Origin of the sequence: Paracoccus sp. TD-10 (genome assembly GCF_048270675.1) — a bacterium.
In the GTDB taxonomy this organism is placed as follows: Bacteria; Pseudomonadota; Alphaproteobacteria; order Rhodobacterales; family Rhodobacteraceae; genus Paracoccus; species Paracoccus pantotrophus.
The window spans coordinates 1,627,471-1,650,029 of the sequence record NZ_CP182418.1; the positions used below are offsets into that span (position 1 = coordinate 1,627,471).

Sequence of the window (22,559 nt, forward strand, 5' to 3'; positions counted from 1 at the left end):
GACGTCGCAACCGGCCCCGGCCGTCACGCCTTGCGGCGCAGGTCGAACGGTGCGGGCAGCGCATGGTCGTGGTCCAGCAGGAATTCATCGACCGCCCCGGCGTCCAACGGCAGGGCCACCGCCGGTCCCTGCACCGCGTCGAATCCGATCTGCGCCAGGAAGGCGTTCTCCTCCGGCGTGGCGACCCCGTCGGCCACGGTCGCCAGGCCCAGGTGTTCCGCCAGCGCCAGGATGGCCAGGATCATGCGCCGCTGGTCGGCGCGCAGGTCGCAGCCGGCGATGAATTCGCGCCCGATCCGCACCCGCCCGATGCCGAAGCGGCGCAGATCATCAAGGCTGGCGCTGCCGGTGCCGAACTCCCCCAGGGCCAGCGAGCAGCCCGCGGCGGTCAGGCGCTGCAAGCTGGCGGTGACCGGCCGGCGCCCGCCGCCGCGGCCGATCGGCTCGCTCACCTCGATTTCCAGGCGCTGCGGGGCCAGGTCGTTGCGCTCCAGCTCCCACAGGATCATGTCGGCGAGGACAGGATCGCCCAGCATGCGGTCGGACAGCGGCAAGGACAGCAGCGGCACCGGCCGGCCCAGGCGATCCCAGCCGCGCAGGCCGGTGAAAGCCTGGCGCAGCAGTTCGGCCACGACCTGTCCCAGCACCGCGTCGTCCAGCCGCGGCGCCAATTCGGCCAGGTCGCAATCGTCGCCGCCGTCCATCCGCATCCGCGGCAAGGCCCGCAGCGCCCGCACCTGCCCGGTGTCGCAGCAAAGCTGTGGCCGGAACAGTACCCCCACCCGGTCGAGCGCCGAGCCCGCCAGCCCGCCGGTTTCGGCCTGCGGCCCCGTCTCGACGAAGCGGATCTGGCCCGCGGCCGAGAACGGGCTCAGCCCCTGCAGGGCCATGCGGCCATGGACGTAAAGCGCCGCCGCCTCTTGTCGGCCGGTTTCGTCGCTGACGATGGCGGCGTTCACCACCGGGCAGATGCGCAGGTCCGGCAGATCGATCCCCTCCGAACAGATGGCCTGCAATCGCGCCAGCAAGCCCGGCACCGCCTGCTGGCGCCCGATGGCGATCAGCCCCAGGATTTCGCCACAGCCAGGGCTGCGGCCCTGCGGCAAAAGCCGCAGTTCCCCCACCAGCCGCAGCATGAGCCTGTCCAGCATCCGCTCCAGCACCGCGGGGCCGATGCTGGCGCGCAGCATCTCGACATTCTCGACCCGCAGCACCAGCGCCAGCCGGGTTCTGCCCTGCGCCGCACCCTGCCCCCTGACCAGCCTTGCCAGCCCCGAGGCGGCCCCAGCGATTCCGTAAGCCATTGCCTGATCCGAATCTTGTTCCACGGATCGCAGCCTAGGCCGAGGACGCTTTTCGCTCCGTTAATGTTCGCGCAGGATCGGCACGTCTTTTTCGCTAAAATCCGACATATCCGGCATCAGCGCGGTGAAATCGAACAGCTTGGGATCCGGCAGATGCGAGGGGCGCACGTTCATCAGCGCCCGGAACATCACCTGGCGCCGGCCGGGCGCGCGCGTTTCCCATTCGTCCAGCAGCTTCTTGACCTGCATGCGCTGCAAGCCCTCCTGGCTGCCGCAAAGGTCGCAGGGAATCACCGGATAGTTCATCGCTCGGGCGAAGCGGTCGCAATCGGCCTCGGCCACGAAAGCCAGCGGGCGCAACACGTTCAGGTCGCCTTCCTCGTTCAGCAGCTTGGGCGGCATCGAGGCCAGCCTGCCGCCGTGGAACAGGTTCATGAAGAAGGTCTCCAGGATGTCGTCGCGGTGATGGCCCAGCACCACGGCCTGGCAGCCCTCTTCGCGGGCGATGCGGTAGAGATTGCCGCGCCGCAGCCGCGAACACAGGCTGCAATAGGTCCGGCCCGCGGGCACCTTTTCCTTCACGATGGAATAGGTGTCCTGGTATTCGATGCGATGCGGCACGCCGCGCTCGGTCAGGAATTGCGGCAGCACCGTCGCCGGAAAGCCCGGCTGGCCCTGGTCGAGATTGCAGGCCAGCAGTTCCACCGGCAGCAGGCCGCGCCATTTCAGCTCGTGCAGCACGGCCAGCAGCGTATAGCTGTCCTTGCCGCCCGACAGGCAGACCAGCCAGCGGTCGCCGGGGCGAACCATGTCATAGGTCTCGATCGCGGCGCGGGTTTCGCGCACCAGGCGCTTGCGCAGCTTGCGGAACTCGGTCGAGCCGGGCGCGCCGGAAAACAGCGGATGGATTTCCTCCGCCTCATGGTCCTGGGTTTCGCCGGTCTCGTCCCGCATCTGTCGATCCTTGTCGCCTTTGCGCCCTGATGAAAGCGCCGCCTTGGTCCTGCGCCTTGCGCCTCAGTCCTGCGGCGGCGTCTCGCTGCCCGGCACGGGGTCGAAGCCATGCCCGCCCCAGGGATGGCAGCGACAGACCCGCCGCGCCGCCAGCCAGCCGCCCTTGGCCGCGCCATGCCGCTCCAGCGCCTCCAGCGCATAGGCCGAGCAGGTCGGCTGGAAGCGGCAGCCATGCCCGACCCAGGGGCTGGCCACCAGCCGATAGGCCCGTACCGGCAGCGCCAGAAGTTGCGCCAGCGGGGTCACTTCCCCTCGCCCCGCGCGCCATGCACCCGAGACAGCGCCGCCGCCAGATCGGCGCGCAATTCGGCAAAGCCGCGCTCGACCGTGGCGCCGGGACGCCCGACCAGCACGTAATCCCAACCCGGCCGCGCCGCGCCCGGCATGACCTCGCGCGCCAGCGCGCGCAGCCGGCGCTTGGCACGGTTGCGCGTCACGGCATTGCCCAGCTTTTTCGAACAGGTGAAGCCGACCCGGATCGCCTGCCCCGCCTCGTCCTCGGGGCGGCGGCGGGCCTGAAGCAGAAAGCCGGCCGTGCCCTGCCGCCGGGCAGAGGCGGCACGCAGGAAATCCGCCCGCTTGCACAGGGTTTCCAGCCGCACGCCCGAAACGGCAGAAGCCGCCCTGTCCGGCATCGCATCTGCGCGGGTCCGGTCAGCGGCGGCGGCTTTGGGGGTGCTGTCCATCACGGCAAGCCCACGCCCTGCGGCGCGCGGGCTTACGCGCTGAGGGTCTTGCGGCCCTTGGCGCGGCGGGCGTTGATCACGCGGCGGCCGCCCTTGGTCGCCATGCGCGCGCGAAAGCCGTGGCGGCGGGCGCGAACCAGGTTCGACGGCTGGTAGGTGCGTTTCGACATCTTTCAACTCCGGGTCGGGGCGGGTCAGGGTATGGGCCATCGGCCCACGCAGGACGCGCCGGTCATTCGAGGCCCGCTGGATAGTCGCCCCCGCGGGCCAAGTCAACCACGTTGAAAGGATTTCGCGGCTGCGGCAGGTTCGAGGGGAACCGGGACCGTGTCACGCAGGTTTGAACTGCACAATACCAACCATTATGTGATGCAACGGCGCCGCGACGAGGGGAATAGCAGAACCGACCATGTCCCTGAATAGCTTATCGGGCCGATTCGCGGTGATCACCGGCATTTTCGTGCTTCTGGCCGAATTGCTGATCCTGCTGCCCTCGATCGCGAATTACCGGCTGGATTTCCTGGAATCGCGGCTGGAGCGGGCGCAGATCGCCAGCCTGGCGCTGCTGGCGACCGACGAATCGCTGGCCGCGGACCTGGAATCGGAACTGCTGGAGAATGCCGGCGTCTTCAACGTCGTGCTGCGGCGCAACGACGTGCGCCAGTTGGTGCTGTCCTCGCCGATTCCGGGACCGATCGCGGCCACCTACGACCTGCGCGACCAGCCGTTCTGGACCTCGATCCGCGACGGGCTGGCGCAGTTGGCCGACCCGCAGAACCGGGTGATCCGGGTCATCGGCGCGCCGGTGAACCAGGCCGGGCAGCTGATCGAGATCACCACCGACACCCAGCGGCTGCGCACCGAGATGATCGATTACGGCCTGCGGCTCTTGCTGATCTCGGCCGCCTTCTCGGTCCTGACCGCACTGCTTCTGAACCTGGCGGCGCAGCGGCTGCTGCTGGTGCCGATCCGGCGCGTCATCAGCCACATGACCGCCTATGCCAGCGCCCCCGAGGACGCGCGCTCGATCATCACCCCCAACGCCCGGCTAACCGAACTGAACGAGGCCGAGACGGCGCTTGCCGCCATGCAGCGTACCGTGACCTCGGCGCTCAAGCAAAAGGACCGGCTGGCGCAACTGGGCCAGGCGGTGGCCCGCATCAGCCACGACCTGCGCAACATCCTGACCACGGCGCAGATCTTCGCCGACCGGCTGGAGACCAGCGCCGACCCGGCGGTGCGCCGCGCCGCGCCCAAGCTGGTGAACTCGATCAGCCGGGCAGTGAATCTGTGCGAGACGACGCTGGCCTTCGGCAAGGCCGAGGAGCCGGCACCGGCGCTGTCGCGCTTCAACCTTTCGGCGCTGGTGAGCGAGGTGACCGAGGGCGAGGCGCTGGCCTCGGACCATCCCGAGGGCGCCGAGCCGATCGAGTTCCTGACCGACGTGCCCGCCAGCCTGACGATCCGCGCCGACCGCGACCAGCTGTTCCGGGTGCTGTCGAACCTGGTGCGCAATGCCCGCCAGGCCATCGAGGCCACGCGCCGGCCCGGCACCATCGAGATCGGCGCCGGCGAGGACGAGCAGGAATGGTGGATCCGCATCGGCGACACCGGCCCCGGCCTGCCGAAAAAGGCGCGGGACTTCCTGTTCCAGCCCTTCTCGGGCGGATCGCGCAAGGGCGGCACCGGGCTTGGCCTGGCCATCGCCGCCGACCTGGTGCGCAACCATGGCGGCCGGCTGGAGCTTTTGCGCAGCGACGAAGAGGGCACGCAGTTCATCCTGCACCTGCCGCGCGAGCTGGCCGGGCTGGCCTCGCAGGCCGAGACCACGGCGGGTTAGGCTGTTCGCGCGGATTTTCAGAAAAAGTTTGCGATGAAGGTCGTTTTGGCCTTGCACCCCCCCGGCGCTCACTCTAAATCACCGGCTCACAGCGGACCCGTAGCTCAGCTGGATAGAGCACCAGACTACGAATCTGGGGGTCGGGCGTTCGAATCGCTCCGGGTCCGCCATTTCTCCCATTGAAGATGCTAGACAATTAAAGCGCCTCCTTACTGGGGATGTGGTGGCTTGCAGCCGGTTTGCAAAAGCTGTTGCCGGGCTGTTCTCAAATGCCAGGATCGCCGCCTTGGATAGCGCCGGGGTCATGGCCAGATACTTCTCCAAGATCCGGGTGGCCGATTGCAGCGTGCGGCCGGTGACGGCGCAAATCTGCGGGATGGCGTTCCCGGCCTCGGGCAGCAACGTGACAGCCGTGCCGCGCACATCATTGAAGCGCAGATACTCGGCTTTCTGCGCCTTCGGCAGCTCGGCATAGCCTTCCGGACGCAAACCGCAGGCGACCATGTGCGCCGACCATTGCTTGCCCGGTTCCTTGTCGTTGCCCTCGGTGAACCAGGGACGGCCATCGGGGCGGGTCAGGATATAAGGCCCTGCCCGGCTCATGCCGTCCAGCATCCGCCGCAGGGCTTGCGAGACATGGATCGTCACGCGCGCCTTGGTCTTGTTCTGGCGCAGACTGATCGTTTCGCCCTGGCAGTCTGCCCAGGTGCGCATGGCTCGTGTTGCAGAACCGGCTGCAAAACTTGTAGTGCCCTTCCGGCAAGGGCTTGTAGCAGCGAACGCAGCGCGTCCGCTCGGTCAGGGTTCCTGCGTTGATCGTCCATTCCGGTTGCCCCTCATGCCAATCCGGGCGCTCGGCCCCGACGAGTTGAAAAACCTCAGCCATCAGGTCGCGCACCATCAGGTCGGCCGAGGTCCAGCCCCAGCCTTGGCGGCAGGAATCGGCGCGGAGCGCGGCTCGTAGCGGCCCCTCAAGACCGAAGATCGATGCCGTCTCGCCCGTCTCGAAAGCCAGGCGCACCAGCCCGGCCAGATCCTTGACCATGGCGCGAAACCGGCCGGCGCCGATGCGGCCGCGCAGGGCATCGCGTTCGCGGTTCCGCTCCCCGCGCAAACGCCGTTTCATCTCGGACTGTTCATGGCAGTGCAAGAACATGGGACGCGCGGAAATGATGCTCTCGCACGCGGCATTGGCGATTGACACGAATCTCATTCCATGTTTACTTTATCGTATACAAAAACATCTAAACCAATACGAAATTGCGTCGGTGCCATGGTCCGGACGATGCAGGCGGCAATCCAGCCCCAGCCAGACACCAGTCTTGGACCTGCACATGACGCGTGACCCGTAAGGGACGCATACGCCGCCAGATCCCGGCAAAGGGACGCAACAACAGGGAGACGACGAATTGAAATCTGGTAAAGCGACCACCATCGGCCTGGGCCTCGTCATGGCGATGTCCTCAGCCGCCCATGCGGATACCCTCCAGAACATCATCGACAAGGGCGAAGTCGCGATCGGCGTCAAGGCCGACTTTGCCCCATGGGGGATGCGCGACACGAACGGCAACGTCGTCGGCCTTGAAATCGACCTGGCCAACGATCTTGCCCGCAAGCTGAGCGAGCAGGCGGGAAAAGAGATTACCGCAAGAACCGTCGTGGTCACGACGTCCAACCGGATGGAGTTCCTGGAGCAGGGCCGGATCGACGTCCTTCTTGCAACCATGGCAGATACACCCGAGCGCAGAAAGGTCGTCGGCATCCTGCAGCCCAGCTATTACTCGTCCGGCATCGCTGTCCTTGCGAAAAAGGACAGCGGGATTGACGGCTGGGAAAGCCTCGATGGGAAAACCCTCTGCGGAATTCAGGGGTCATGGTTCAACAAGGATTACGGCCTGAAAAACGGCGCCGAAATGGTTGTCTTCGCAGGCAATGCGGAAGCGGAAGCCGCGCTGCTCGCCGGACGTTGCGAAGGCTGGCTTTATGGAAGGTCTGAAAAACCTCGCGCCTCGCGCGCCTTGAGGTAGACTGGGCGGGACATCAGAGGATGCGCCCCGATGCCCAAGCAGCCTGCCTTTCCCGGCCTCCGCCAATCGATGAAGAAGAAGCAGACGCGGCGGGAGAAGTTCCTCGCCGAGATGGAGGCTGTGGTGCCGTGGAGCCGCCTCCTTTCACTGATCGAGCCGCACTACCCCAAGGCTGGGCCGAAGGGCGGGCGACCCCCGATGCCGCTGGAGACGATGCTGCGGGTCTACTTCCTGCAGCAGTGGTACGCCCTGAGCGATCCGCTGGCCGAGGAGATACTGTATGACAGCGACGCCATGCGGCAGTTCGCGGGCATCGAGCTTGGCGACGATCGGATCCCCGACGAGACCACGATCCTGAACTTCCGCCACCTGCTGGAGAAGCACCGACTGACCGAGCAGCTGTTCGCCGAGGTGAACAGCCATTTGGCCGATCAGGGGATCACGCTGCGCTCCGGGACACTGGTGGACGCAACCATCATCGACGCGCCCTCGTCGACCAAGAACGAGGCAAAGGCCCGCGACCCCGAGATGTCATCCACGAAGAAGGGCAATACCTGGTACTTCGGCATGAAGGCGCATGTGGGCGTCGATGCTGACAGCGGCATCGTGCACAGCCTCGAGACGACGACGGCGAAGGTCCATGACAGCCAGGTCTGGGACGCGCTCCTGCACGGCGGGGAGACATCAGTCTGGGCGGACAGGGGCTATGTCAGCGCGGCGCGGGAGGCCGCGTTCTCCGGGCCGGGCAAGTTCTGGGGCGTCATGCGCAAGGCGCCAAGGGGCGGTGCGCTGCATCCCGTCGACGCGGACATCAACCGGGTCATCGCCAGGGTGCGCGCTCGGGTCGAGCATCCCTTCCGGGTAATCAAGCAGCAGTTCGGGTATCTCAAGACCCGCTACCGCGGGCTTGCAAAGAACCGTGCTCAGCTCTTCACCCTGTTCGCCCTCGGCAACCTGTTCCTCGTCCGACGAAGGCTGCTGGCATGAGGTGGAGTCTGCCCACAGGTGCCGATCCCGGCCCTTCGAACGGGCCGATACCCGGAAATCGTCGGCATACCCGGTCGACGTGCCCTCGTCAGACCGCCTCTGCCCGAAAATCCGCGAAGCCGAAGCGGTAGTTCAGACGATCCTTATGACGACGCATCGTTCCGGGCGCGCCTTCAGAGCAATCCTGAGAAATGGGAAAACTACACGATTGCCACGCCGGTCGTCGCCGATGCGCCTTGGGGGGTCGGGGTTCGGAAACAGAATCTCGAATCGCCGATCGCCGCAGCGGTGTCCGATGCAATCATCGAATGGCACAAGAGCGGGATGATCGTGGAGCTTGAGGAAAAATGGGGGCTAGGTCATGTTGACAAATGGCGGAGCCAGAGGCGGATCGACGTGATGTCGATGAAGCCCAGGAAGCTTTCGGCGGTCTTGTCGTAGCGGGTGGCGACGCGACGGGCATTCTTGAGCTTGTTGAAGCACCGCTCAACGAGATTGCGCAGGCGGTAGAGCCTGCGGTCAACGGCGACCCGTAGCTTCCGGGTTTTGCGCATGGGGATGACCGGCACCACGTCGCGCACCTCCATGGTCTTGCGGATGTTGTCGGAGTCGTAGCCGCGGTCTGCGAGCAGAACGCTTGGCTCGGGCAGGTTGTCAGCCATGACCAGATCGAAGCCGAGGTAGTCCGATGTCTGCCCGGCCGTGATCTCGGTTCTCATGGGCAGGCCTGCCGCATTGACCCGCAGATGGATCTTGGTCGTGAAGCCACCTCGCGAGCGGCCGAAACCTTGGCGCGGAGTCCCCCTTTTGCGCCCGCTGCCTGATGATGAGCGCGAACCACGGTGCTGTCGATCATCTGCAGCGCATCCGGCACGATCCGGCTCTCGTTCAGCGCCTCCAGGATCTGTTCCCACAGCCCCGCCAACGTCCAGCGCCGGAACTGCCGATAGACAGACGACCATTTGCCGAACTCTTCCGGCAGGTCGCGCCAGGGCGACCCCGTTCGGGCGATCCAGAAAATCCCATCCAGAACAAGCCGATGGTTCGTGGGCTTGCGGCCGTTCGGAGAACGGACAGCCAGGATGAAGCGTTCAAAGAACGCCCACTCGTCGTTCGACATCAGGTTTCGTGCCACGCTGGTCTCCATTGCAGATACCAGCTTGAATCACGATCACCGCGCCCGGTGAATCCCTTTTGTCAACACGCCCTAGGGTCAGGATTCATAACCAATAAATGACGGTTGCCGCGAGCGCGATGGCCGAGAGGAAGACCTTCGGGCATCTGTCGTATCGGGTTGCCACGCGCCGCCAGTCCTTGAGCCTGCCAAACATGATCTCGATGCGGTTGCGCCGCTTGTATCGGCGCTTGTCGTATTTGACCGGTGTCTTGCGCTGCTTTCGGCCGGGGATGCAGGCTCGTATCCCCTTGTCCTGCAAGGCTTCCCGGAACCAGTCGGCGTCATAGCCGCGATCCCCGAGCAGCCAATCGACCTTTGGGAGGCTGCTGAGCAACGCCCGCGCCCCGATGTAGTCGCTGACCTGCCCTGCGGTGACGAACAGGTCGAGCGGTCGGCCCTGGCTGTCACAGATGGCATGCAGCTTCGTGTTCATGCCGCCCTTGGTCCGGCCGACGAGGCGTCCACGCCCCCCTTTTTCACGGCCAAGCTGGTCGCGGTGCGGTGCGCTTTCAGATAGGTCGCGTCGATCATCACGGTCTTTTCCTCGCCGTGGTCGGCGGCCAGCCCGATCATCATCCTGGCGAAAATGCCTTTCTCGCTCCAACGCTTCCACCGGCTGTAGAGCGTCTTGTGCGGCCCATACTCCCTGGGGGCATCTCGCCAGCGCAAACCATTGCGATTGATGAAGATAATCCCGCTTAGAACACGCTTGTCATCGACGCGTGGCTTGCCGTGCGACTTCGGGAAGAAAGGGGCAAGCTTGGTCATCTGCTCGTCGGTCAGCCAGTACAGGTCGCTCATGTCACCGCTCCGTTTTCCGAGCCGTGAATCACGTAGCACACTGAAAATCAATGCATCCTGACCCTAGGCGAGTGCCGCTCCCAATTCAGAATTTTTGCCAATATCGGAGAAACACATGCAGGCCGAACTTATCGTCATGCTGACGCATAACGACATCACCGTCGATAATGCGAAAGAACTCTTTGAATCCTGCAAGGATCTTCCCGTCAGGTTCTGGGGCTTCAAGGATGTCGGGATATCGAGGGAAGAAACCATCGCCCTCGTCGATCTGATGAAGAAGAACGGCAAGGTGACCTTCCTGGAGGTCGTTACCTATAGCGAAGAGGAATGCCTGGAAAGCGCCCAGCTCGCCATCGATGCAGGGTTCGAATATCTGACCGGAACGCTGTTTTACCCTTCCGTGGTCGAACTTCTGAAAGGAACGGGTATCAAATATTATCCGTTCGTCGGTGATGTCGGCGGCAGCCCCGTAACCCTGAAAGGAGCGCTCGAAGAAATCCTGGCGGATGCAAAGCGCCTGGAGAAAGCCGGAGTGAGTGGCCTGGATCTGGTTGCCTATCGCTATGCGGATGGCGACCCGGTCGAGCTTGCCAAAAAGCTGGTCGCGGCTGCCTCTGCGGACGTGATCATCGCCGGCAGCATTTCGAGTGTCGAAAGGCTGCGCGTTGTCGATAACATCAATCCCTTTGCCTTCACCATGGGGGGCGCCCTTTTCGACGGGAAATTCGCGCCCGATGGCGATTTTCGCGAAAACCTCGAAGCCGTTGTCGACGTCATGGCTTCGATCTGAAACCCCAAACCAACGAGGTGAGTCATGAATAGCGAAATCAAGAAGCAATCCGAGACCACGATCTTCATGGAAGGCGCCGAAATGTGCCGCCTTTACTACAAGACCGACAAGCTGACCTTCGGCTCGTCGCAACTGAGCCCCGGCCAGACCGGCGCGGTCGACAAGGGCCATCCGAATTCGCATGAAGTATTCTTCTGCGCCCGTGGCACGGTCCTGCTGATGTGCGGCGACAAATATTACGAGATGCACGAGGGCGATGCGGTTCTGGTCCCGCCGTCCGAACCTCATCAGCTGACGAACATCGGCTCCGAAATTGCGCTGGTTACCTGGAGCCTGGCGCCGAGTGAGAACTGATCGCCGCTCGGCGCTCTGATGCAGGGAGAGAGAGTAATATGAAATACGTCATGGGAGTAGACGTCGGGACGACAGCGATCAAGGCGGCGCTGTTCGCCGAGGACGGCTCGATCAAGGGAAGTTATACTTGCGAGTACAAGCTCCAGACCCCGGCCTCGGGTTGGGTCGAGCTTGACGCACAGGCCTATATCGACGCTTTCAAGCGCGCCGTCACGAAGGCGATCGAGGTTTCCGGGGTTTCCAGGGCGGAGATCGCCTCCCTGGGAATCTCGGCCCAGGGTGAGACGCTGTTCTGCCTGGACGGAAATGACCAACCGCTTCGGCCGGCCATCGTCTGGATGGACAATCGCGCCAACAAGGAAGCCGACTGGATCGAAGAACAGCTTGGGAGGAGGACCATTCACAGCACGACGGGTCAGGTCGGCATGTCCGCCATCTGGCCCGCCTCCAAGATCCTGTGGCTCAGGAACAACGAACCCGAGACCTTTGCGAAGACTGCGAAGTTCCTGCTGATCGAGGATTTCTTCATCCTGCTTCTGACGGGCCAATACGCATCGGAGGATTCGCTTCTCTGCTCCACGATGTATTGGGATATCAATACGCGCGGATACTGGCCTGATATGCTGAGGTTGCTGGGCATTCAGGAAGCGCAGCTGCCGCAGATCCACCACCCCGGCACGCCCATCGGCAATGTGACCCCCGAGGCGGCATCGGAGTTCGGTTTATCCACTGATACACTGATCTGCCTTGGCGCGCTGGATCAGGCTTGCGGCGCCGTCGGCGTGGGAAATGTCAAACCCGGTATCTTTTCAGAAAGCACGGGGGCGGCACTTGCCTCGGTCGCCATGGCGACCGAACCGGTCATTGATCCCGCCGGGGAAATGCCTTGTTTTGCCAGCGGAATTCCGGGAATGTATATGGTGCATTCCTATTCCACCGGTGGCATGGCGATCCGCTGGTATCGCGACACCTTCTGCGCCGGCGAATTGGCGTCTGAACATGCGGGCGGGATCAACGCCTATCAGGCAATCGACGCAGCGGTGGAGTCCATCCCACCGGGCGCGGATGGTTTGCGGGTTCTGCCCCATCTCCAGGGCTCGGGGCCGCCGGATACCGATGACGAAGCGAAAGGCGTTTTCCTGAACGTGACTCTTGCGCACTCCAAATCTCATTTCGCACGCGGGATCATGGAGGGGGTCACCATGGTGCTTCTGCGGATGATCGAGTCAACCCGGATCCTGGGTGTGGATGTGAAGGAAATCCGCTCTCTCAGCGGAGGGGCCAAGAGCCGTGCCTGGTGCCAGATCAAGGCAAATGCCTCCGGCCTGCCGGTTCACACCATGAAAACCACCGAAGCCGCTGCCTGTCTCGGCGCAGCCATTCTGGCGGGTGTCGGTGCCGGAATATGGAGATCCGTCGAAGAGACGGCAATGCGATTGGCTGAATATGACCTGGAATATAGCCCGGACACATCGCATCGGGCGCTCTATGAGAGAATGCTTTCCGACTACAAGCTGCTGATGACGGAAGCCTCACCGTTGTTCAGGAAGCTCGCGGCGGCATGATCCACCGTTCCGACAGGCAAGGGAATCTGTCCCTTGCCTGTCCCTTATTGCGCGCGCAGCCGGCCTGGAAACGGTCTTGCTGCAGCATGCGTGGCCTGCTGCCAAATGTGCAGGTCAAGGGCAAAGACCTGAACACCCGGCAGGAGCCGGAAAAAATCTCTCATAATTTTCAATGCCCTGCCAGAGCAGTCAGGTTGGGAAAGGTCATTTCACGCTTCGCAGAACAGCGCATCTGCCAGCCGGGCCGCAAAACCGCATCTGGCGAAATCGCGTCAAAGGTGTAGCCTTGTTCTTGCAGCAAGGAGCCGATGCGCATGTCCCGAAAGACCGCCCGCTATGTGATCGTTCCCGACGACAACGTCTTCAACGACAGCATGGAGACCACCAGCTTCCAGCTGTTTCGCGCCATGCACCGGCGGCTGTTTCGCGCCTCCGGGGCAAGACCCGCGGACAGCATGGTGCAGGGCGCCTGCGAAGGCTCGGCGCCGGCGACAAGGCCACGCCTGCGGATGCTGGAGACCGAGGTCGGCCGCATCCGGCTGCTCGATTCCATCGGCGAGAACGAGGCCTCGCTGGTCAGCATGACCCCCGAGCAGGCCCGCGAATTGCAGCGCGCCTATCCCGGCCTGCGCGTGCGGCGCGAATTGCGGCTTTACCCGCTGCGCTACGGCCGGCTCAACATCATCCGCAAGGAAGCCAAGCCCGCCGCCTTCCGCTCGGCCAAGGCGCTTGAGCTGCGCTGCGTCGATGCGGCCAGCGGCAAGCCGGTCGCCGGGGCCTCGGTGGTGGTGGTGCTGGACAGGCGGCGTAGCTTCGGCATCTCGGATGCGGTGACGGACAAGGACGGGCGGTTCCGCACGCCCCTGCCCGCCGGCCAGACCCGGATCGACGCAGTGATCTGCCAGCCGCTGGCCGGATACTGGCCCGGCGGTACCGAGGACATCCCCGTCAAGGCAGAGGGCGTGACGGAGTTGGAACTGCCGCTGGTGCCCATCGCGGCGGATTTCCCGGACGGGCTGGAGCGGATGCTGGCGCCGGCGAAAAAGGCCGACGGGCGCGGCGTCCGCGTCGCCATCGTGGACACCGGCGTCGATCCCGCCAGAGGGCTGAACCTTGAGCGCGGGCTGAACACCACCGGGACCGAGCCCGCCGACGAATGGTTCGACAACGGCACCGGCCACGGCACCCATGTCGCCGGCATCGTGGCGCGGGTCGCGCCCGACGTGGTGCTGCATTCCTATCGCGTCTTCGAAAAGGGCGCGGGCGGGGCCAGCGAATTTGCCATCGCCCGCGCCATCCGCCAGGCGGTCGAGGACGGCTGCGACATCGTCAACCTGAGCCTGGGCCAATCCTCGGAGCCCATCGCGATCTCGCGCGAGGTTCGCCGCGCCCGCGCCCTGGGCGTGGTCTGCGTCGCGGCGGCGGGCAACGACTACATGTCGCCCGTCTCGTATCCGGCGCGCTCGGGCGTGGTGGCGGCGGTCTCGGCCGGGGGCGTGCTGGACGCCTGGCCAAAGGGCGCGATCACCGGACGAAATGTCGCAGCCGACCCGGCCCCCGTCCAGGACCGCTTTTTCGCCCGATTCAGCAATATCGGACCGGAAGTGGACTTTATCGGACCGGGGGTCGGTATTATATCTTGGGTCGACAAGACCTCGAAAGGGGTGATGGACGGCACCTCGATGGCCTGTCCCGCCGTGGCCGGGCTGATGGCGCGATTGCTGTCCCGCACCCCCGAAATCCTTTCGGCAGAGCGCAACCAGCAGCGCTCTGACGATATTATCAAGCTGGCGAACAGCCATGCTGTTCCGATCGGTTTCGGCCCCCGCTACGAAGGTGCCGGCCTGATCGACCAGAAATGACGGCGCAGAGGTATGACCATGAAGGCCGAACGCAAGAAGACCCCGAGCTGCATGCTCGTCTATTCCGATGACCGCGACCCCAGCCGCGAGGAAACCGCCGAGGTGCTGGACCAGCTGAAGCCGTTTCCCGCCGAGGAGGTCGTGCCGGGCACGATCCGGGTCAAGGGCAGCGTGCAGGACGTGCGCAAATGCCTGGGCGATCTTGCGCATTGGCGATTGGCGCAGGAAAGGATCTTCCGGCTCAATCCCCCGCACAAGGCACAGCTGCGCTGATGCGGCGCGGCTTCGGCCCGCCCGCCGGGCCGGACCCGCTGCGGGTGGCCGAGACGCCGCTGCCGCTGGAAAGCTATGGCGACCGGCAGGGCTATGACCCCCGCTTCATCCTGCCCGACCAGCCCCTGCCCCTGCCCGGACCGGGCCGCTGGGCGGACGATCTGGTGGACCTGGTTCCCGAGGCGCGCGATCCCGGCGGGGACGGGACCGAGATCCGCTATACCCATTTTTCGGTCCGCATGTCGCGTTCGCGCGGCCTGCCGCTTTACAGCGCCTGCAACATCGACGGCAGCCGGTCCCGGCGCGGCCTGCCGCGCAGCGACGTCTGGCGGCGCGATCCGCGCATCGACCCGCAGGTGCAGAACCTGCGCGAAGGCTATGGCCAAGACCACCAGGGCCTGTTCAGCCGCGGCCACCTGACCCGGCGCGAGGATCCGAACTGGGGTGCGCCCGAGATCGCGCGGCAGGCCGATGCCGACACCTTCCACATCACCAATGCCGCCCCGCAGCGCCAGGGCTTCAACGGCGGCATCTGGCTGGCACTCGAGGATTACGTGCTGGACAATGCCGACCGCGCCAACCTGAAGGTGACGGTGATCACCGGCCCCATGCTCTCGGCCGGGGATCCGGTCTATTACAACCGCCAGATCCCCACCGCCTTCTGGAAGATCCTGGCCTTCGTCCATGCCGAAACCGGCGAGCTTACGACCATCGGCTATCGCCGTTCGCAGATGGACTACCTGCCCCGGCCGGCGGGCGGGCGCTTCGTCTTCGGCGATTTCCGCGACAGCCAGGTGCCGATCCGCGCCATCGCGCAGGAAAGCGGGCTGGAGCTTGCCGCCTATGCCGCGCTGGACGTGATGGCCGGTGCTTCGCCCGAGATGGAAATCGCTGTCGCCCGCGCCACCGATTTCTACCTGTCGCGCTGATCCGCCGCTTCCGCCCCGACCGGAAAGCCCTGGGCCAGGATGCGCTCGGCCAGGACGGCGGGGATGGCGCCGGGGGTGCGGCCGCGCTCGGCGCCCAGGCGGGTGCGCACGAAAGCCCCGGCCAGGTCGGCATCGCCCTGGAGCAGCAGCACGGCACCGGCCAGCAGCAGGGCGCTGCGCTCGGTGAACCAGCGCGCCTCGGCCTCGGGCACGCCGCCGCCCCAGCACTCGCGATGCGCGGCCAGCGCCGCGTCAAAGGCCGGGTCCAACCCCCGCGCGCCATCCAGCCGCGCCGCCAGCGTCTCGGCCGCCAGGGGTTCGCGCGCCAGCGTGCGCAGCACGTCGAGGCAGATCACATTGCCCGATCCTTCCCAGATGCCGTTCAGCGGCGCCTCGCGGTACAGCAGCGGCAGGGGCGTGTCCTCGACATAGCCCATGCCGCCCAGCACCTCCATCGCCTCGGCCACGACCATGGGACACAGCTTGTTCGACAGGTATTTCGCCAGCGCCACGCCGATGCGGGCAAAGGCGCGATCCTCGGCCGCCTGGCCGTCGAAGCTGGCGGCGACATGCAGGCCAAGCGCCAGGCAGCCCAGCCAGTCCAGCATCAGATCGGCCAGCACCGAGCGCATCAGCGGCTGGTCGATCAGCCGGCGCTGGAAGGCGCTGCGATGGGCGGTCCAGTGATGCGCCTCGCGCAGCGCCGCCCGCATCAGCCCGGCCGGCGCCATGGCGGTGTCGAGCCGGGTGTGATGCACCATGGCAAGGATGGTGCGGATGCCGGCGCCCTCCTCGCCGATCCGCCAGGCCAGGGCGCGCTGATATTCGATCTCGGCCGAGCCGTTCGAGCGGTTGCCGAGCTTGTCCTTGAGCCGCTGGATGCGGATGGCGTTGCGCCCGCCCTCCAGCCAGCGCGGCACCAGAAAGCAGGTCAGCCCGCGCCCGGTCCGCGCCAGGGTCAGGAACCCGTCCGACATCGGCGCCGAGCAGAACCATTTATGCCCGGTCAGCCGCCAGGCGCCCCCGTCCGGCTCGGCCCGCGTGGTATTGGCGCGCAGGTCCGAGCCGCCCTGCTTTTCCGTCATCGCCATGCCCAGCGTCGCGCCCTGCTTGGCGGAAAGCGGCAGCACCGCCGGGTCGTAGCGCCGCGAGAGCAGCGCCGCCCGCCAGTCGCCCGGCAGATCGCCGGCGCCCGAAACGACCGGGATGGCGGCATAGGTCATGGTCAGCGGGCAGCAATGCCCCGGCTCGACCTGGCTGGCCAGATAGACCATGGCGGCATGGGTCAGGTGACCGGCCGGCCGGCCCTCCCAGGCGACCGAATGATAGCCGGCGGCGATGGAATCGCGCATGAAACGGTGCCAGGCGGGGTGAAAGCGCAGCTCGTCCAGCCGCCTGCCGCCGCTGTCGAACAGCACAAGCTCGGGCGGGTGGCGGTTGGCATCGCGCGCCGCCCCCGCCATCTCGGCCCGGCCCAAAAGCGCGCCGTAACGGGCCGGCCCCTCGGCCTGCCCGCCGCCGGCCTCCAGCATGGCGCGCAGGGCCGGATCGTCGCGCCACAGGTCGCGGTCGCCGGGCGCGGCCGGCTGGTTCAGCACCTCATGCGTGCCCAGATCCGCCGTCGGATCGATATGCATGGCCAGGCCCTCCTGCTGCCGCCTGCCGGGCGATCCTAACCCGGAAGGCCACCGCGCCGCGAGTCCCGACGGGGAAATAGGCGGCCCGCGCGAAGCGCATGGAAAACCGCGGCCGCCCGCATCGGGGCAGTCGCGGCATCAGGCATGGTTCGGGCCGGCGGTCAGGCGCGTTCGGGGACGGGCAGGTCGAGCCAGTCCTTGTAGAAGGTCTCGATATCCGGCTCGAAGTCGTGGATCACCGGATACCAGGGCGTCGGCGCCTCGACATCCAGCAGATCGCCGGAAAGCGGGCAGAAATATTCGCGGATCACCTGCCATTCCGGCGAGGGCGCCATCAGGCGGGGATAAAGCTCCTCCATCCTTTCGGCGGTCTCGCGCACGCGGATGCGGGCGTGCAGCTTCCAGTTCTGGTCCCATTCGCAGAAATCATGGCCGGCCTGGCTGCGGATCATCCATTTCCGGTCCGACTGGCGCTGCACGATGTAAAGCTTGGGCCCCAGCGGCAGGATGATCGGGTCGTCCCAGTCCACCTGTTCCTGCAGGATCTCCAGGTAGATCTGGAAGCGTTCGCGGTCCTTGGGCGTGGACAGCATGGTGTGCAGCGTGTCGCGGTCGATCTTGCCGTCCACCAGGTCTTTGATCTTGGCTTTGGTATAGGCCATCTTTTCCTCCATTGGATGGGCCTGAAAGAACGGCTGCGCCCGAGGGGGACGGGCGCAGCCCCGGGCGTCATTCCTCGACGAATTGCACGGTCCGGACGTCCGGCAGTTCCGAGATGTCCATCGAGTATTCGCGCCCGTAGGACGGGATCGGCAGGTCGGCCTCCATCAGCTTCCAGTCCGCCGGCAGGTTCCAGAAGCTGCGGAACTGCTGCTCGAAGCGCGGGCCCAGCTTGAACGAGGCGGCATACATCTGCTGGACATGCACGCCGGCCTCCTTGGCCAGGATGCGCTGGCGCTCGCCCGCCATCCATTCCTGCGTCGGCACCGATTCCTCCAGCCGCTGCTTGCGGATGGCGCGGCGCCGGGCCTCGGTCGCGGCGGCGTCCACGCCCTTCATGCCGTCGCCGGCACCCTTCAGCACCACGCCATAGACGCTGTCGGCAAAGCGGGGCAGCAGATAGCCGCCGTTCACGTCGTCGGCCACCTTCTGCGGCTCGCGGTCCAGGGGATCGCCGAAGCCCGGCCCGCCGCGCATGTAGTTCAGATAGAGGTCGTAATCCTTGAACATCGCCTCGGTGGTGATGGCCTGCTTGTCGCGCTTGATCCGCGCATCGGGCAGCATCGCCTCCCAGCTCGGGTTCTCGGGGTCGGTGTCGCCGCCATGCGGGATGGCGCCGCCCTGGGCGATGATCTCCTGAAGCCGGGTGTCATGCGCCTCGAAGCGATAGCCCGAGGCCGCCGGATAGCCGCCCATCAGCCCCCAGTCCGAGCTGATATGACCGTTGCCCATGAAGAACATCGTCCAGTCCTTGGCGTTCCAGACCATGCGCAGGCTTTCGAAGCCGCAGCCGCCGCGATACTTGCCGGCGCCGCCGGAGCTGGCCTTGATCTGCCGGCCCAGATAGACCAGCGGCTCGGCCAGTTCCCAGATCTCCATGTCGCCCATGTCGCCTTCCGGGTTCCAGACCGCGGCGGCATGGCTGATGCCGTCCATATGCGCGCTGGCGCCCACGCCGTTCGCGGCGCATTCGAACGAGTTCACGGCATGGATCTCGTCATACTGGTTGAAGCCGCCTCCCTGCAGCCAATTCGAGGTATTGGCGTTGCCGGCGTTCACTTCTTCCAGATAGCCGCGGCCGAAATAGGCGCGGCTGAGACCCCGCCACAGCGCCGTCCAGGAGCTGACCAGGAAGTGCCAGGAATAGCTGAAGGCGACGCGCCGGTCGTCCGGGTTCATCCAGGTGCCCTTGGGCAGGCGGAACTCGGTCCCGTAGGCGGCGCCGTCGTTGATCATCTCGGTCGGGATCAGCGATTGCGTCATCATCACCCAGATGCCGCTGGTGAAGCTGACCTGATGGGCGTTGTAGGTGTGCCAGCCCCAGCGGCTTGATCCCTCGAAATCCAGCCGCCAGGTGCCGTCGCCGCGGATGGTGATCTCGGAGGGCGTGTGCATGATCGTATCGACCTTGGCGAAGTCGGAGGGCACCCGCACGTCGTCATGCGCATAGGGCACGTCCACGAATCCGACCTGGCGATACTTGCCGGGGATGGTCATCGCCTTGATGCGGGCCTGCAGGCCGATGCGGCCGTGTTCGACCGATTCATAGGCGAATTTCCAATAGGCCTCGATGCCCTCGTCGGCGATCACCTCCTGCACCAGGTCGCGGATCATGTGGCAGCCGGCGACGCGGGTGCGCTCGTCCAGCATCCAGTAGCGGGTGGTGCGCACCATGCGCTGGCTTTCATGCAGCCAGTCGCGCTTCAGCTCGTCATTCTCGCCGATCTTGCGGCAGGTGATGGAATAGCCGTCGCCGAAACGCTGCACCTGCCCCGTGGACATCGAGCCCGGCCCGACCGAGCCGGTGTCGATCACATGGGTCACGCCGCCGACCCAGCCGATCAGCTCGCCCTCGTGAAAGATTGGCACGATGGTGTGGATGTCGCAGGGATGGACATTGCCGATCAGGCTGTCGTTGTTGCAGAAGATGTCCTTGTCGCGGATGCCGGGGTTATGCTCCCAGCCGTTCTCGATCATGTATTTGATCGCCGCGCCCATGGTGCCGACATGGATGATGATGCCGGTCGAGGTCAGGATCGAATCGCCCGCCGCGTTGTAGAGGGTGAAGCACAGCTCGCCCTCCTGCTCGACGATGGGCGAGGCGGCGATCTTCTTGGCGGTCTCGCGGGCGTCGACCACCCCGGCGCGAAGCCGCGAGAACAGCTTGTTGTATTTGATCGGGTCGCTGTCGCGCAGCTCCAGCCGGTCGAGGCCGGCGTAATGTTTCGTGCGCTTGGTGGCCTCCATCAACCGGTCGCGATGCTGCTTCAGCGTCTCGCCGCCGCGGACGATGCCGCGCGTCTCGACTTTGGATTGCATGTTCATGATGTTTCCTCCCCGGGAAATCAGACTTCTTTCAGGTGGAACAGGCGGTGACCGTCCAGCCAGGTCTCGAACCCGCCCGGCACCACGAAGGTCGTCGCGTCGGATTCGATCACGGCGGGGCCGGTGATGCGGTTGCCGGGCTGCAGCGCCTCCATCCGGTAAAGCTGGGCATCGACCCATTGCTTGTGCCGGTAGAACTTGCGCGTGCCGAGCTTGGCCTCCTCGGGCGGGGTCGGGCCGGCCTCGGGCTCTTTCGGAATCTTCGGCTTCGGGATCGGCACCGTGCCGCGCATGATCGCGCCGGTCACCGAATAGCCCAGTTCGGGCGAACGCGCCGAGGCGGCATAGACCCGGCCATAGGTGTCGTTGAAGGCCTCGACCAGCTTGTCCCAGTCCTCGGCGGAATGCGCCTGCATGATCGGGCTTTCGATCTCGAGGTCGTTCAGCTGGCCGCGATACTGCATGCGGAAGCCCGGTTGCAGCTTGACCCGGTCGGGGCTGTAGCCGTTGATCTCGAACTCCTCCAGCACCCGCTCGCGCAGCTCCTCCCAGGCGGCTTGCAGGGTCTTGGCCTGGTTGGCCTTCAGATCGGCGCTTGCGTCGCTGGCGATGTTGATGTCCAGCGACTTGTCATAGCGGTATTCGAAATCCGCCGCCGCGCAGCCGAAGGCGGAAAAGCCCGCGGCCCAGGCCGGCACGATCACGTCCTCGAAGCCCAGCCCCTCGGTATAGCCGTAGGTATGGACCGGACCGGCGCCGCCATAGCTGAAGCAGACGAAGTTGCCCGGCGTCGAGCCCTTGCCCGAGATCATCGAGCGCAGGTAGTCGCGCAGGTCGCTGTCCAGAAGCTCGATCACGCCCGCCGCCGCATCCTCGACCGTCAGGCCCAGCGGGTCGGCGATCTGCTCCTTCATGGCGTTCCAGGCGCGTTCGCGGTCCAGCTTGACCTGCCCGCCCAGGAAGTTGTCGGGGTTCAGATAGCCCAGGATGACATGGCAGTCCGAGATGGTCACGGTCTCGATCCCCGACTCGGCCCAGCAGACGCCGACGCGATAGCCGGCGCTGTCCGGCCCCAGCTTGATCGCCTTGGTATAGGGGTCCAGCCGGATGAAGCTGCCCGCCCCCGCGCCGACCGAATCCATGGCGACCAAGGGCAGCGACAGCACCAGCCGCGCCATGTCCGGGTCGTTGCGGATCGTTAGTTCGTTCTGGGTGATCAGCGCCACGTCGAAGGAGGTGCCGCCGATATCCGAACAGGCGATGTTGGAATAGCCCAGCACCTCGCCCAGATATTTCGCCCCGATCACCCCGCCGATGGGGCCCGAGACGATGGTGCGCGCCAGTTCCTTGGCCTTCCAGCTGATGGTGCCGCCATGCGTCGCCATGACCCGGAAGTCGAATTTCGAGCCGTTCTCCTTGAAGGCGCTGGTGATCTTGTTCAGCGTCTGGCGCGAGGGCTCGGCGGCATAGGCTTCCAGAATCGTGGTGTTGGTGCGGTGGGTTTCCTTGCGCACCGGGTAATAGTCGGTCGAGGCGAAGACCGGGATCGCCTTGCCGGATTTCTGGATCTCCTCCAGCACGATGTCGCGCACCCGGCGTTCATGGCCGGGATTGCGATAGCTGTGCAGCAGCGAGATCACGATGCCCTCGACATCCTGGGCGATCAGGTCGCGGGCGGCCTGGCGGGCGGTGTCCTCGCGCAGCGGGATCACCACGGTGCCGGACATGTCCACCCGCTCCATCACGCCGCGCGTCAGGTGGCGCGGCACCAGCGGCTCGTCGTAGTAATGCGTGTTCAGGTGGATGCGGTCCTCGTAGGCGAAGCCCAGATAGGCCTGGATGGCGCGGCCCATGCGGTGGAAATCCTCCATCCCCGCATTGACGATCAGCCCGCAGCGCAAGCCCTTGCGCTGCACCACGCGGTTCAGCATGGCGGTGCCGGAATAGACGCCGGTCTGGATTTCGGACAGCGCCTCCTCCAGCGTCAGGCCCCAATGTTCCAGCCCCTCCTTGGAACTGGCGATCAGGCCGAGCGCCTCGTTCTGCGGCGTCGATTGCGCCTTGCCGACGACGAAATCGCCCTCGCTGTCGACAAAGAACGTATCGGTCATGGTGCCGCCGGCATCGATGCCCAGCACCTGCACCTTGCGATTGTTGGATTTGTCCAATGGCACGGTTTTCTCCTCCCATTGCGCCACCCTCCCGTGGCGTGATGACAGGATGGAACCGGGGGGCGGCCCCGTGTTGTCCGGTTTTCGGACGATGCAT

At 65.4% G+C, this 22,559-nt stretch carries 22 protein-coding genes, 1 tRNA gene and 1 pseudogene; 11 read left to right on the forward strand and 13 right to left on the reverse strand.

What is annotated here, in order from left to right; genetic code table 11:
- Window positions 1-23: 23 nt before the first annotated feature.
- From ACNKFW_RS08035 to rpmH, 5 genes are all read right to left on the reverse strand, one after another.
- Window positions 24-1,304 carry an EAL domain-containing protein gene (locus tag ACNKFW_RS08035; protein ID WP_418024110.1) on the reverse strand — a complete coding sequence of 427 codons (1,281 nt, stop codon included), beginning with the start codon at window positions 1,302-1,304 and terminating at the stop codon, window positions 24-26.
- A gap of 60 nt (window positions 1,305-1,364) precedes the next feature.
- The gene (gene ttcA / locus ACNKFW_RS08040) at window positions 1,365-2,258 is read right to left on the reverse strand and encodes a tRNA 2-thiocytidine(32) synthetase TtcA (protein WP_024845326.1); all 894 of its coding nucleotides are present in this window, start codon (window positions 2,256-2,258) and stop codon (window positions 1,365-1,367) included.
- 63 nt (window positions 2,259-2,321) lie between these two features.
- On the reverse strand, window positions 2,322-2,564 hold the full coding sequence (gene yidD, locus ACNKFW_RS08045) for a membrane protein insertion efficiency factor YidD (protein WP_024845327.1): 243 nt from the start codon (window positions 2,562-2,564) through the stop codon (window positions 2,322-2,324).
- On the reverse strand, window positions 2,561-3,004 hold the full coding sequence (gene rnpA, locus ACNKFW_RS08050; protein WP_147428109.1) for a ribonuclease P protein component: 444 nt from the start codon (window positions 3,002-3,004) through the stop codon (window positions 2,561-2,563). The genes yidD and rnpA overlap by 4 nt, the downstream gene beginning before the upstream one ends.
- A gap of 32 nt (window positions 3,005-3,036) precedes the next feature.
- Window positions 3,037-3,174 carry a 50S ribosomal protein L34 gene (rpmH, locus tag ACNKFW_RS08055; RefSeq protein WP_011747211.1) on the reverse strand — a complete coding sequence of 46 codons (138 nt, stop codon included), beginning with the start codon at window positions 3,172-3,174 and terminating at the stop codon, window positions 3,037-3,039.
- A gap of 239 nt (window positions 3,175-3,413) precedes the next feature.
- On the opposite strand from rpmH, the gene ACNKFW_RS08060 reads away from it, so the two are divergent.
- Both ACNKFW_RS08060 and ACNKFW_RS08065 read left to right on the forward strand, forming a co-directional pair.
- A complete protein-coding gene (locus ACNKFW_RS08060) occupies window positions 3,414-4,844 on the forward strand; it encodes an ATP-binding protein (protein ID WP_024845329.1) in 1,431 nt (476 codons plus the stop codon).
- A gap of 93 nt (window positions 4,845-4,937) precedes the next feature.
- Window positions 4,938-5,014: transfer RNA gene (locus tag ACNKFW_RS08065), tRNA-Arg, on the forward strand.
- A 254-nt stretch (window positions 5,015-5,268) separates the two neighbouring features.
- On the opposite strand, the gene ACNKFW_RS08070 is transcribed toward ACNKFW_RS08065, so the two are convergent.
- Window positions 5,269-6,048: a hypothetical protein gene (locus ACNKFW_RS08070; RefSeq protein WP_418024111.1), complete on the reverse strand. Its 780-nt coding sequence runs from the start codon at window positions 6,046-6,048 to the stop codon at window positions 5,269-5,271.
- Window positions 6,049-6,253: 205 nt separating this feature from the next.
- On the opposite strand from ACNKFW_RS08070, the gene ACNKFW_RS08075 reads away from it, so the two are divergent.
- Together ACNKFW_RS08075 and ACNKFW_RS08080 are read left to right on the forward strand one after the other, a co-directional pair.
- Complete coding sequence (locus tag ACNKFW_RS08075; RefSeq protein ID WP_418024112.1) at window positions 6,254-6,871, forward strand: transporter substrate-binding domain-containing protein; 618 nt, start codon at window positions 6,254-6,256, stop codon at window positions 6,869-6,871.
- Between the two features lie 30 nt (window positions 6,872-6,901).
- Window positions 6,902-7,858, forward strand: a complete 957-nt coding sequence (locus ACNKFW_RS08080; protein ID WP_147427392.1) for an IS5 family transposase — start codon at window positions 6,902-6,904, stop codon at window positions 7,856-7,858.
- 359 nt (window positions 7,859-8,217) lie between these two features.
- On the opposite strand, the gene ACNKFW_RS08085 is transcribed toward ACNKFW_RS08080, so the two are convergent.
- The 3 genes and pseudogenes from ACNKFW_RS08085 to ACNKFW_RS08095 form a co-directional block, all read right to left on the reverse strand.
- Window positions 8,218-8,820, reverse strand: coding sequence for an IS5 family transposase (locus ACNKFW_RS08085; protein WP_230998488.1), 603 nt, complete (start codon window positions 8,818-8,820; stop codon window positions 8,218-8,220).
- Window positions 8,718-9,005, reverse strand: a pseudogene (locus ACNKFW_RS08090) (transposase); the annotation flags it as partial. The gene ACNKFW_RS08085 and the pseudogene ACNKFW_RS08090, both read right to left, overlap by 103 nt.
- Before the next feature lie 73 nt (window positions 9,006-9,078).
- Window positions 9,079-9,836, reverse strand: a protein-coding gene (locus tag ACNKFW_RS08095) for an IS5-like element IS1248A family transposase (RefSeq protein WP_114669439.1) whose coding sequence is annotated in 2 segments (ribosomal slippage) — window positions 9,079-9,515 and window positions 9,515-9,836 — 759 coding nt in all. Because the reading frame shifts where the segments join, the coding sequence is not laid out codon by codon here.
- A 115-nt stretch (window positions 9,837-9,951) separates the two neighbouring features.
- Between ACNKFW_RS08095 and ACNKFW_RS08100 the strand changes: the two genes are divergently transcribed.
- From ACNKFW_RS08100 to ACNKFW_RS08130, 7 genes are read left to right on the forward strand one after another with little or no spacing between them, the layout of a single operon-like run.
- Entirely contained in the window at window positions 9,952-10,626 is a 675-nt protein-coding gene (locus ACNKFW_RS08100; protein ID WP_418024113.1) for a hypothetical protein, read from the forward strand.
- Between the two features lie 24 nt (window positions 10,627-10,650).
- Window positions 10,651-10,980: a cupin domain-containing protein gene (locus ACNKFW_RS08105; RefSeq protein ID WP_418024114.1), complete on the forward strand. Its 330-nt coding sequence runs from the start codon at window positions 10,651-10,653 to the stop codon at window positions 10,978-10,980.
- A gap of 38 nt (window positions 10,981-11,018) precedes the next feature.
- A complete protein-coding gene (locus ACNKFW_RS08110) occupies window positions 11,019-12,545 on the forward strand; it encodes a xylulokinase (protein ID WP_418024115.1) in 1,527 nt (508 codons plus the stop codon).
- Entirely contained in the window at window positions 12,542-12,829 is a 288-nt protein-coding gene (locus ACNKFW_RS08115; RefSeq protein ID WP_418024116.1) for a hypothetical protein, read from the forward strand. The genes ACNKFW_RS08110 and ACNKFW_RS08115 overlap by 4 nt, the downstream gene beginning before the upstream one ends.
- A gap of 30 nt (window positions 12,830-12,859) precedes the next feature.
- Window positions 12,860-14,407 carry a S8 family serine peptidase gene (locus ACNKFW_RS08120; RefSeq protein WP_231493200.1) on the forward strand — a complete coding sequence of 516 codons (1,548 nt, stop codon included), beginning with the start codon at window positions 12,860-12,862 and terminating at the stop codon, window positions 14,405-14,407.
- Window positions 14,408-14,425: 18 nt separating this feature from the next.
- Window positions 14,426-14,680 (forward strand): hypothetical protein, encoded by a 255-nt coding sequence (locus ACNKFW_RS08125; protein WP_143091259.1) that lies wholly within the window; start codon window positions 14,426-14,428, stop codon window positions 14,678-14,680.
- Window positions 14,680-15,609: a DNA/RNA non-specific endonuclease gene (locus ACNKFW_RS08130; RefSeq protein ID WP_167521765.1), complete on the forward strand. Its 930-nt coding sequence runs from the start codon at window positions 14,680-14,682 to the stop codon at window positions 15,607-15,609. The genes ACNKFW_RS08125 and ACNKFW_RS08130 overlap by 1 nt, the downstream gene beginning before the upstream one ends.
- Here the strand turns inward: ACNKFW_RS08130 and ACNKFW_RS08135 are convergent.
- The 4 genes from ACNKFW_RS08135 to ACNKFW_RS08150 all read right to left on the reverse strand — a co-directional run bounded on the left by ACNKFW_RS08135 (window position 15,594) and on the right by ACNKFW_RS08150 (window position 22,459).
- Complete coding sequence (locus tag ACNKFW_RS08135) at window positions 15,594-17,246, reverse strand: acyl-CoA dehydrogenase family protein (protein ID WP_418024117.1); 1,653 nt, start codon at window positions 17,244-17,246, stop codon at window positions 15,594-15,596. The two genes, ACNKFW_RS08130 and ACNKFW_RS08135, sit on opposite strands and share 16 nt — an antisense overlap.
- 161 nt (window positions 17,247-17,407) lie before the next feature.
- Window positions 17,408-17,908, reverse strand: a complete 501-nt coding sequence (locus tag ACNKFW_RS08140; protein ID WP_024845000.1) for an acetone carboxylase subunit gamma — start codon at window positions 17,906-17,908, stop codon at window positions 17,408-17,410.
- 67 nt (window positions 17,909-17,975) lie between these two features.
- A complete protein-coding gene (locus ACNKFW_RS08145) occupies window positions 17,976-20,291 on the reverse strand; it encodes a hydantoinase B/oxoprolinase family protein (protein WP_147428115.1) in 2,316 nt (771 codons plus the stop codon).
- 20 nt (window positions 20,292-20,311) lie between these two features.
- Window positions 20,312-22,459, reverse strand: a complete 2,148-nt coding sequence (locus ACNKFW_RS08150; protein ID WP_147428333.1) for a hydantoinase/oxoprolinase family protein — start codon at window positions 22,457-22,459, stop codon at window positions 20,312-20,314.
- Window positions 22,460-22,559 lie beyond the last annotated feature (100 nt).

Bases quoted from the DNA above. Each gene is read 5' to 3' on its own strand.
- ACNKFW_RS08035 (WP_418024110.1), bottom strand. From the start codon at position 1,304: ATGGCTTACGGAATCGCTGGGGCCGCCTCGGGGCTGGCAAGGCTGGTC.
- ACNKFW_RS08145 (WP_147428115.1), bottom strand. From the start codon at position 20,291: ATGAACATGCAATCCAAAGTCGAGACGCGCGGCATCGTCCGCGGCGGC.
- ACNKFW_RS08085 (WP_230998488.1), bottom strand. From the start codon at position 8,820: ATGGTCGTCTGTCTATCGGCAGTTCCGGCGCTGGACGTTGGCGGGGCT.
- ACNKFW_RS08060 (WP_024845329.1), top strand. From the start codon at position 3,414: ATGTCCCTGAATAGCTTATCGGGCCGATTCGCGGTGATCACCGGCATT.
- ACNKFW_RS08080 (WP_147427392.1), top strand. From the start codon at position 6,902: ATGCCCAAGCAGCCTGCCTTTCCCGGCCTCCGCCAATCGATGAAGAAG.
- ACNKFW_RS08125 (WP_143091259.1), top strand. From the start codon at position 14,426: ATGAAGGCCGAACGCAAGAAGACCCCGAGCTGCATGCTCGTCTATTCC.
- ACNKFW_RS08140 (WP_024845000.1), bottom strand. From the start codon at position 17,908: ATGGCCTATACCAAAGCCAAGATCAAAGACCTGGTGGACGGCAAGATC.
- ACNKFW_RS08110 (WP_418024115.1), top strand. From the start codon at position 11,019: ATGAAATACGTCATGGGAGTAGACGTCGGGACGACAGCGATCAAGGCG.
- ACNKFW_RS08115 (WP_418024116.1), top strand. From the start codon at position 12,542: ATGATCCACCGTTCCGACAGGCAAGGGAATCTGTCCCTTGCCTGTCCC.
- ACNKFW_RS08130 (WP_167521765.1), top strand. From the start codon at position 14,680: ATGCGGCGCGGCTTCGGCCCGCCCGCCGGGCCGGACCCGCTGCGGGTG.
- rpmH (WP_011747211.1), bottom strand. From the start codon at position 3,174: ATGTCGAAACGCACCTACCAGCCGTCGAACCTGGTTCGCGCCCGCCGC.
- rnpA (WP_147428109.1), bottom strand. From the start codon at position 3,004: ATGGACAGCACCCCCAAAGCCGCCGCCGCTGACCGGACCCGCGCAGAT.
- ACNKFW_RS08100 (WP_418024113.1), top strand. From the start codon at position 9,952: ATGCAGGCCGAACTTATCGTCATGCTGACGCATAACGACATCACCGTC.
- ACNKFW_RS08135 (WP_418024117.1), bottom strand. From the start codon at position 17,246: ATGCATATCGATCCGACGGCGGATCTGGGCACGCATGAGGTGCTGAAC.
- ACNKFW_RS08120 (WP_231493200.1), top strand. From the start codon at position 12,860: ATGTCCCGAAAGACCGCCCGCTATGTGATCGTTCCCGACGACAACGTC.
- ttcA (WP_024845326.1), bottom strand. From the start codon at position 2,258: ATGCGGGACGAGACCGGCGAAACCCAGGACCATGAGGCGGAGGAAATC.
- ACNKFW_RS08105 (WP_418024114.1), top strand. From the start codon at position 10,651: ATGAATAGCGAAATCAAGAAGCAATCCGAGACCACGATCTTCATGGAA.